This is a genomic window from Micromonospora sp., from assembly GCF_048594385.1.
Classification (GTDB): domain Bacteria; phylum Actinomycetota; class Actinomycetes; order Mycobacteriales; family Micromonosporaceae; genus Micromonospora; species Micromonospora wenchangensis.
In genome coordinates, this window is sequence record NZ_JBMDWU010000562.1 from 1 (window position 1) to 8,661 (window position 8,661).

An 8,661-nucleotide genomic window follows, 5' to 3' on the forward strand; every position below is an offset into this window, starting at 1 on the left:
GCCGCGCCCGCGGTTCACCCGCGATCATCGTGACGTCCAGCGACAGCGCCGGGGTGGTGTCGACGTCGACACGCTCCTCCACGTCCACCATCCCGTGGTCCGCCGTGACCACCAGCGCGGCGTCCGGCGGCAGCCGCGACACGACGGCCTCGACCATCGAATCGACCTGTCGGAGTTCGTGACTCCAGGCATCCGACGACGGGCCGCGGACATGGCCCGTGAGGTCCAGCTCCGACCAGTACGAGTACACCACCGAGCGGTCACCTCGGTTCAGCGCGCTCAGCGTGCGCGCCACCAGATCACCCGCCGACACCGACGCCGCGAAGTCGCCGCCGCGCAGCACCGCGCGGGTCAGTCCCGACTCCCGTTGATAGGACGGTGCCACCCGGGTCACCGCGATCCCCGCCGCCGACGCCCGCTCGAACACCGTCGGGTGCGGTTGGAACTCCTCCGGCACGAGGGTGGACAACAAATCCGACGAGCCCTTCCCCGACCGGCCTCCGGCCTGCCCGTCCTTCCCCGACCGGCCTCCGGCCTGCCCGTGCAACCGCCAGTGCAGCGGGTTCATCGGCCGGTCGTACCCCTCGACCGCCGTCAGGTAGCCGACGATGCCGTGCTGACCCGGCGGGCGGCCGGTACCGAGCGAGGCGAGGCTGGTGGCCGTGGTGGACGGGAAGGTCGACGTCCACGTCTCGCCGCTCATCGACGACAGCATCGGAGCGTGCTCCGCCCGCGCGGCGAGCTGCTGTGCTCCCAGTCCGTCGATCAGGAGAACGCACACGCGCCGGACGCCGGCGAGGTCGAGTGACGGGGCGACGTCGTGTCCCGTCACCGCCCCGAGCACGGCGGGTAACAGATCGGACAGCGTGTTCTCCCCGTAGCGGGGCACCGACATCACCGGGGAGACCATCGCTCCGACGTTACCCGGGCGTTCCGCACCGACCGGTTCAGTCGAAGAGCGTGTCACCGACACCGCCCGTCGGGTCGACGCCACCGAACAGGTCGAGCTGCACCGTCGGCGAGCCGTCCCTCGCCTCGGCGACGAGTCGCCTGTGCGCGGCGGTCAGTCGGCGCTGGCCAGGCCGATCGCGAACGCCTCCTCCAGGTCGTGCTGGGAGTAGGCGCGGAAGGCGATGTGCGACTCGGTGTTGAGCACGCCGGGGACCTTGGAGATGCTGCCGGCGATGACCTTGGCGATCTGCTCGAACTCCCGCACCCGGACGATGGCGATCAGGTCGACGTGCCCGGCCACCGAGTAGACCTCGCTGACCCCGGGCAGGTTGGCCAGGTTCTCGGCCACCTCGGGGATCGAGTCGGTGGCGCAGTCGATCAGGACGATCGCGGTGATCACTTGACGATTCTCCGTTCGTCGTGCCCGGCGCGACGCCGGCCTGGCGTCGCTGACCATGCTAGTGCCGCACGGTGTCGGTCAGAGCAGCATGGTGCGGGGGTCGGCGGCCATGGCGCGCAGCCAGGCGGACGCCTCCGGCGCCCCCGGGCAGCGGGCGGTGTCCAGCGCGGCGGCCAGGGCGTACATCTCGGGCGGCGGGATCAGCAGGCTCTCCTTGCTGCGCAGCCCCAGCTTGACCGTGCCGGTGTCGGTGGTGACGGTGAGCACCGGGGTCCGGGTGACCGCGCCGGTGGCGACCACCGAGCCGTCGCTGGAGACGCCGGTGTGCGCGACGGCCGTGGCCTGCAACGTCACCGACCGGGCGGCCCGCAGGTCGACGCTCTTCGTGGTGAGCCTGACCACGGTGAGCCGGGAGCCCTCCAACCAGGCGTTCGTCCGCACGACGCTCGTGACCAGCAGACCGACGAAGACGATGACCAGCCCGGCCGACAGCAGCGCGACGACGGCCGGCACCGCCCCGCTGCCCGAGGTGCCCTGACCGGTCGTCGCGTTCAGGACGGTCCCGAGGATGGCACCGACACAGCCGCAGGTCACCGTGAGGAGGACACCCAGCACCACCAACGAGACGACCCGACCGGTACGGCTCGACCGGTAGCCGATCGACAGGGGGATCCGGGGCACGGAGGGCTGCATGCTGGTGATTCTGACACCGACGATCAACGTCCGCCCGGTACGGCCGCCACGGTGAGCCCGTCCGCGGCCCGGATCACGTCGCGGAGCCGTTCGTGGCGGCCGACCGTCGCGCCGGGCCAGACCACCACGCGCTCCACGTCACCGCGTACCACCGCGCCCGCGCCGACCACCGCGTGCCGGGCCCGGCCGGTGACGGTGGCGTCCGGGGCGACCAGCGTGCCGTCGCCGGCGGCGTGCAGGTTGGCCGCCAGGTAGTCGGCGGGCGTGCCGGTGTCGAAGAACGTGCCCGGGTACGGCACCACGGTCAGCTCGCCGGCCGCCTCCGCCGGCCGCCACACCGTGCGGACCAGGTCACCGAAGCTCGCCGGCAGCTCCCGCACCCGGTGCCAGGGCAGCAGCGAGAAACCGGTGAAGACGTGCCCGTCGAAGGTGCCGGGGGCGCGCGGGTCGGGTGCCGGCCGGCCCAGCAGGCGTACGGACCGGAAATCCCACCCGGCCAGCAGCGCCGCGACGTCCGGGCCGGGGGCGGCACCCGGATCGGCCAGGTACGCGTCGGCGTTGCCGACCAGCACCCCCCGCCCGGCGATCCAGTCCCGCAGGTTGCCCAGGCCGCCGGCGGTGCCCAACGGGTCACCCGGCTCCACCGACAGGTGCGCCCGGTCGCCGACGTGCGTCACCACCTGGTCGGCCAGGTAGCAGGCGTTCACCGCCACCCGCCGCGGCCCGGTCAGACCCAGCCCGGCGAGCCGGTGCAGGGCCCGGTCCAGCAGCGGCACGTTGCCGACCGGGCAGAGCGCCTTGGGCACCCGGGCGGTCAGCGGGCGCAGCCGGGTGCCCTCACCGGCGGCGAGCACCACCGCGCACACGCCGTCCGGGGCGGTCACGTCGTCGGCTGGCCGGCCTGCGGCCCGATGCCGTAGTGGCCGAGCAGGTTGGCGGTGGCCCGGCTCAACCGGGGCAGGTCGTCCAGCGGGTGCCAGGCCGCCTCGAAGACCTCCGCGCCGTCCACCTTCAGCGGCGTGGTGGCGGCGGGCACCTCCGCCTCGAAGACCATGTCCACCCAGCCCCGGGTGTGCACCACCGCGTTCGGCACGGCCGGGCGGAGCTGTTCCGGGGCGAGCCGGACGCCGGACTCCTCGTACAGCTCGCGGGCCGCGCCGACGACCGGGGCCTCCCCGCGCTGGAGCAGGCCGGCGGGCAGCGTCCAACTGTGCCCGGGGGGCTGGCGCAGCAGCAGGAGCCGGCCGGCCCCGTCGGCCCCGCTGTCCCGGACCAGGGTCACCGCGCCGACGACGTACTTCGGGCCGGCGAGCCGGACCAGGCGACGACGCACCGAGACCGGCAGCCGGTAGAAGACCTTGTACGCGACGGCCCGGCCGGTGGCGCGGGAACGGAGGATCATGGCCTCCAGGCTAGGCCGTCGGTGCGCTGCCGTGGGGTGCGGGGCGACCGGTCACCCGGCCAGGGCCTCACTGTCGATGGTCGACCAGGTCGATGAGCTGGCGGACCACGGTGTCCGGTTCGACGGCCCGGTCGAAGACCGCGACCAGCAGGGTCTCCAGGTCGGGATAGCCGAGTTCCTCCGACAACCGCAGCAGCGGCAGGTCGCTGGCCAGGCCCCGGTCGTGCTTGCGCAGCGCCAGGCCGATGGTGGCCCGCCCGAGGCGGACCTTGTCGGCGATGGAGATGCCGGGCTCGGTGTGCTCGGTGAACCAGCGGCTGATCTGCATCTGCGCGTGCGGCGACTTGACGAAGTCGAGCCACTCGCGGCGGGGCCCGCGGGGGGCGACGTCCGCCTCGAAGCCGCTCTCCGTGTCGCTCTCGGTGTAGATCTCCACCACGTCGCCCTCGTCCAGTTCGGACGCCAGCGGGGCGAGCCGGCCGTTGATCCGTGCCGCGAGACAGTGGTCGCCCCGCTCGGTGCCCAGCTCGTAGGCGAGGTCGACCGGGGTCGCCCCGGCCGGGAGCACCACCTGCCGGCCGTCGGCGACCACCTGGATCTGCGCCTCGGCGAGGTCGCACCGCAGCGACTGGAGGAACTGGGCCGGGTCGGGCGCCTCCTGCTCCCAGTCGAGCACCCGACGCAGCCAGGAGAGCTGGTCGGTGTTGCTGGACCCGGTGGCGGCCCGGGGGAAACGGAAGTCGGCGGCCACCCCGTACTCGGCGCAGCGGTGCATCTCCCGGGTGCGGATCAGCACCTCGACCGTGCGCTCCTGCGGGCCGCAGACGCTGGTGTGCAGGGAACGGTAGAGGTTGTTCTTGGGGGAGGCGATGAAGTCCTTGAACCGGCCGGGGATCGGCCGCCAACGGCCGTGCACCGCGCCGAGGGCGGCGTAACAGTCGGTGGCCGGGCCGTCCACCACGATCACGATCCGGGGCAGGTCGTACGGCACGGCGTGCCCGCCGGCCACGGTGTCCTTCCAGATCGAGTAGAGGTGCCGGGGGCGGACGCTCACCTCGGCGTCGACCCGGCTGCGGCGCAGCGCCACCCTGGCCTGGGCCACCACGTCGTCGAGGTAGGCGTCCCAGCCGGGCCGGTCGTGCACGTGCCGGGCCAGCCGGGCGTGCTCGTCGGGTTCCAGGTGCAGCAGCACCACGTCGTCCAGGTCGCGCTTGAGGGTCTGGATGCCGAGCCGGTCGCAGAGCGGGACCAGCACCTCCTGGGTCTTGCGGGCGATCCGCTCCCGGGAGGCGGCCGAGCGGACCCCGAGGGTACGCATGTTGTGCAGCCGGTCGGCCAGCTTGATGATCAGCACCCGGACGTCCTTGCCGGCCGCGATGATCATCTTGCGGATCGTCTCCGCCTCGGCGGCCTTGCCGTAGAACGCCTTGTCGAACTTCGTCACCCCGTCGACCAGGTGCGCCACCTCGGGCCCGAAGTCCTCGCTGAGCGCCTGGAGGGTGTAGCGGGTGTCCTCCACCGTGTCGTGCAGCAGCGCCGCGACCAGGGTGGTGGTGTCCATCCCGAGGTCGGCGCAGATCTGGGCGACCGCCAGCGGGTGGGTGATGTACGGCTCGCCGCTCTTGCGGAACTGGCCACGGTGCATGTTCTCGGCGATCGTGTACGCCCGACGCAGCACCGAGGCGTCCGCGCTCGAATGGATGCCCCGGTGGGTGCGGACGAGCTGGGTCACCGGGTCGGCGTCGTTGGCCGGCCAGCTCAACAGGGACCGGAGCCGCCGGGTCAGGGGCAACTCGCCCGGCTGGGCCGGGAGCGCACCCCCCAGGGCGGCGCCGTGTCCGGCGTCGACGTCCACGAGGGACACCTCCTCACCCCGGCTCCACGGTCACCGTCGCCGGCAACCGGAAGCAGGCCCACGAAACGGGCAGGACTGCACTCCCTTAACAGACTAAGCGAGGCGGGGTCGTCCGATCGGACACTTGCTCATGAGCGTTCGGTCGAGAGTTGGTGGGACCCGCCGCCCTCGGCCTTCTCCAGCAGGTCACGGAACCGTCCCGCGCCGGCCACCGGGGACGACCAAACGGAGGTCATCTCCACCAGCCGGGTCTCCGGTCGTTCCAACCAGGACAGGATGCGTTCGGTCTCCTCGGCGGTGGCCCGGGGCACGGGCCCGTGCCCGCCCGGCTCCACCGTCTCCGCGGTGGCCCGGATCGCGGTGATCGTCGGTCGGGGGTGGACGCCCGGCGGGGACACCCCCGCCCCGGCGAGCCGCCCGTACCGGACCAGCGCCAGCTCCCAGCCGCCCCCGGCGGCGGGCCGGGCGGCGGCCAGCTCGGCGATCCGGGTCAGCCCGGCCAGCCGCTGCATCCGGACGGTGGCCCGCAGCACCGCCGCCAGCCGGGAGCGCACCACCGCCGCCTCCTCGTAGCGCTGCGCGGACGCCAACGACTCGATCCGGGCCAGCAGGGCGTCCACCACCACCTGCGGGTCGCTGGTGGTGGCGGTGCGGAACGGGGCGACCGCGCGGTCGTCGTACTCCTGCGGGGTGATCCGGTGCTCGCAGGGCGCCGGGCAGCGGCCCAGCTCGGCCAGCGCGCAGGCCGGCGTGACCGTGCGCAGCGACAGCCGGTGGGTGCACTGGCGCAGCGGCACCGCGTCGTGGAACCCGGCGGCGGCCAGCTCGGCGGCCCGGGTGGAGCGGAACGGGCCGAGGTAGGCGGTGTCACCGGGGGCCAGGCCGCGCACCACCGACAACCGGGGGTACGGCCCGCCGGTGAGCTTGAGCCACACCATCCGCTCCGGATACTTCGACCGCCTGTTGTACGGCGGCGCGTGCGCGGCGATCAACCGCAGCTCGCGGACCTCCGCCTCCAGCGGGTGGGCGCACTCCACCGCCTCCACCCGCTCGGCGGCGGCCAGCATCTCCGACATCCGGGCCCGCTTCTCGGCGGCGGTGAAGTAGCTGCGGACCCGGGTGGCGATGTCGCCGGACGTGCCGACGTAGAGCGGCCGGTCGTCGGCGGCCCGGAAGATGTAGACCCCCGGCCCCCGGGGCAGCCCGTCGGCGAGGTGCCGCTTGCGCCGCTGGGTGGGGCTGACCGCGCGGGAGAACTCGATCGCCTCGCCGACGGTGTCGACCCGGTGCCCGCCGAGCCGGGCGATCAGGCCGTGCAGCACGTCCACCGTGGCCTTGGCGTCGTCGAGCGCCCGGTGGGTGGGCTGGGTGGTGGTGCGGAAGTAGGCGGCCAGGGTGCCCAGCTTGCGGTTGGGCACCTCGTCGCGGGTGAGCACCCGCCGGGCCAGCGCCGCCGTGTCCAGCACCCGGGGGTTGGGCCAGCGGTAGCCGTGCTTCGCACAGGCGGCCTTGAGGAAACCCACGTCGTACGGGGCGTTGTGGGCCACCAGCACGGCGTCGGCGACGAACTCCAGGAAGCTCGGCAGCACCTGCTCGATCGGCGGGGCGGGCAGCAGCATGGCCTGGGTGATGCCGGTCAGCACGGTGATGAACGGCGGGACCGGCACCCCCGGGTTGACCAGGGTGGCGAGCACCCCCAGCTCCTCGCCGCCGCGCACCTTCACCGCGCCGATCTCGGTGATGCCCCCGCCGTCGGGTGAGCCGCCGGTGGTCTCCAGGTCGACCACCACGAACGTCGTCGCGTACAGCGGCAGGGCCGGATCGACGCCGCCGGCCGACCGGTCCAGACCGGCCAGGGTCTGCTGGACGTACTCCCCAGGTGCCACGGGCGGCAGGCTAACCGTTCGGTCCGACACTCCCGTCACCGCAGCCCCAGGGGCCCCTGGCGGCGTAGGATGAGAGATCGGCTCACTCATCCGGCGGTGGGCCCGGTCGCGGTGGGAGACTTGCCCCATGCCCCTCACCGACCCGCACGACGACCACCTCCCGCTGGAGGGGTCGTCCACCGCCGCGCCCGGGGCCGGCGGGGACCTGGGTGCGGGGGCACCCGAGCCCGGGGCCACCCTTCCCCCGCCCGACGGATCCGACGCCGGTGAGCCGGTGGACGGGCTGCCGGAGCCGGAGCCCGTCCTGCCCGAGCCGGTCCGGCAGCGGATCGTGGCGCTCACCGCGGCGGTCCTGCCCGGCCTGCCCGCCGACGAGGTGCCGGTGCCGCTGCGCCGGGTGGCCAAGTTCGCCCCCAACCGGCGGGCCCGGCTGGGTGGCTCGGTGATCGCCGCCCAGCTCACCGCCGACCCGCTGTTCCGGCAGCGGGTCACCGCCCGGGTGCTGACCGACGCCGGTGACCTCGGCGCGGCCGTGGTCGAGGGCACCGCGCCGGCCGCCGCCGACCCGGTCGAGGTGGCCGCCCTGGCCTACCTGGTCCGCCCCCGGGGCTGGCGGGAGCTGATCGACGCCAGCGGCGCGGCGGTCCGCGCCGAGGTGGACAGCGCGGTCGTCGCCGAGCTGGTCCGCGAGGCCGAGCAGCGGGCCACCCGGGCCGAGCACGACCGGGCGGTGGCCCGGGTCGAGGCGGACAAGCTCCGCGACGAGCTGGCCCGCGTCCGCGAGGAACTCGGCCAGCTCCGGGAGGAGAACCGCCAGCTCCAGCGCGGCCTGCGGGAGACCCAGGCCCGGGAACGCCGGGCCACCGAACTGCTCGCCACCGAGCGTGGCCGGGCCACCCGCGCCGCCGCCGACAGCGACGCCGAGCTGCGTCGGGCGCGGGCCCGGCTGGCCGAGGCCGAGGCGGCGGCCGGCGTGGCCAAGGCCAGCGCCAAGGAGGCCCGTTCGGTCGACGACGCCCGGCTGTGGCTGCTGCTGGAGACGATCGGTCAGGCCGCCGTCGGCCTGCGCCGCGAGCTGGCCCTCGAACCCACGGACCGGCTGCCCGCCGACTTCGTCGCCGACGCGGCCGCCGACCGGCCCGACATCCCCGGCCAGTCGACCAAGGCGCGTGCGCTCGACGCCGACGACCCGGCCCGGCTCGACCAGCTCCTCGCCCTGCCCAAGGCGCACCTGGTCGTCGACGGTTACAACGTCACCAAGCGCGGCTACCCCGACATGTCGTTGGAGCACCAGCGCAGCCGCCTGATCACCGGCCTCGGCGGGATCGCGGCGCAGACCGGCGACGAGGTCACCGTGGTCTTCGACGGCGCCGAGCGGGTGCACGGCCTGCCGCCGGCGCCGCGCGGGGTCCGGGTGCTGTTCTCCCGCAAGGGCACCACCGCCGACGAGCTGATCCGCCAGCTGGTCAGGGCC

At 74.3% G+C, this 8,661-nt stretch carries 8 protein-coding genes; 1 reads left to right on the forward strand and 7 read right to left on the reverse strand.

Annotated features, from left to right (window positions below; all coding sequences use genetic code 11):
• The 7 genes from ACOJTC_RS29775 to ACOJTC_RS29805 all read right to left on the reverse strand — a co-directional run.
• Positions 1-910 (reverse strand): alkaline phosphatase family protein (locus tag ACOJTC_RS29775; RefSeq protein ID WP_420119365.1); only part of this gene is annotated, 910 nt, incomplete at its 3' end.
• A gap of 153 nt (positions 911-1,063) precedes the next feature.
• Positions 1,064-1,351, reverse strand: coding sequence for an Lrp/AsnC family transcriptional regulator (locus ACOJTC_RS29780; RefSeq protein WP_088644676.1), 288 nt, complete (start codon positions 1,349-1,351; stop codon positions 1,064-1,066).
• A 78-nt stretch (positions 1,352-1,429) separates the two neighbouring features.
• On the reverse strand, positions 1,430-2,044 hold the full coding sequence (locus tag ACOJTC_RS29785; RefSeq protein ID WP_420119366.1) for a hypothetical protein: 615 nt from the start codon (positions 2,042-2,044) through the stop codon (positions 1,430-1,432).
• A gap of 23 nt (positions 2,045-2,067) precedes the next feature.
• Complete coding sequence (locus ACOJTC_RS29790; protein WP_420119367.1) at positions 2,068-2,928, reverse strand: sugar phosphate nucleotidyltransferase; 861 nt, start codon at positions 2,926-2,928, stop codon at positions 2,068-2,070.
• A complete protein-coding gene (locus ACOJTC_RS29795) occupies positions 2,925-3,446 on the reverse strand; it encodes an NUDIX domain-containing protein (protein WP_357932284.1) in 522 nt (173 codons plus the stop codon). The genes ACOJTC_RS29790 and ACOJTC_RS29795 overlap by 4 nt, the downstream gene beginning before the upstream one ends.
• Positions 3,447-3,513: 67 nt before the next feature.
• Positions 3,514-5,301: a RelA/SpoT family protein gene (locus ACOJTC_RS29800; protein ID WP_420119370.1), complete on the reverse strand. Its 1,788-nt coding sequence runs from the start codon at positions 5,299-5,301 to the stop codon at positions 3,514-3,516.
• 128 nt (positions 5,302-5,429) lie between these two features.
• Positions 5,430-7,187, reverse strand: coding sequence for a DEDD exonuclease domain-containing protein (locus tag ACOJTC_RS29805; RefSeq protein ID WP_420119368.1), 1,758 nt, complete (start codon positions 7,185-7,187; stop codon positions 5,430-5,432).
• Between the two features lie 127 nt (positions 7,188-7,314).
• Between ACOJTC_RS29805 and ACOJTC_RS29810 the strand changes: the two genes are divergently transcribed.
• Positions 7,315-8,661, forward strand: a 1,347-nt coding sequence (locus ACOJTC_RS29810; RefSeq protein ID WP_420119369.1) for an NYN domain-containing protein, incomplete at its 3' end; no start/stop codon positions are given.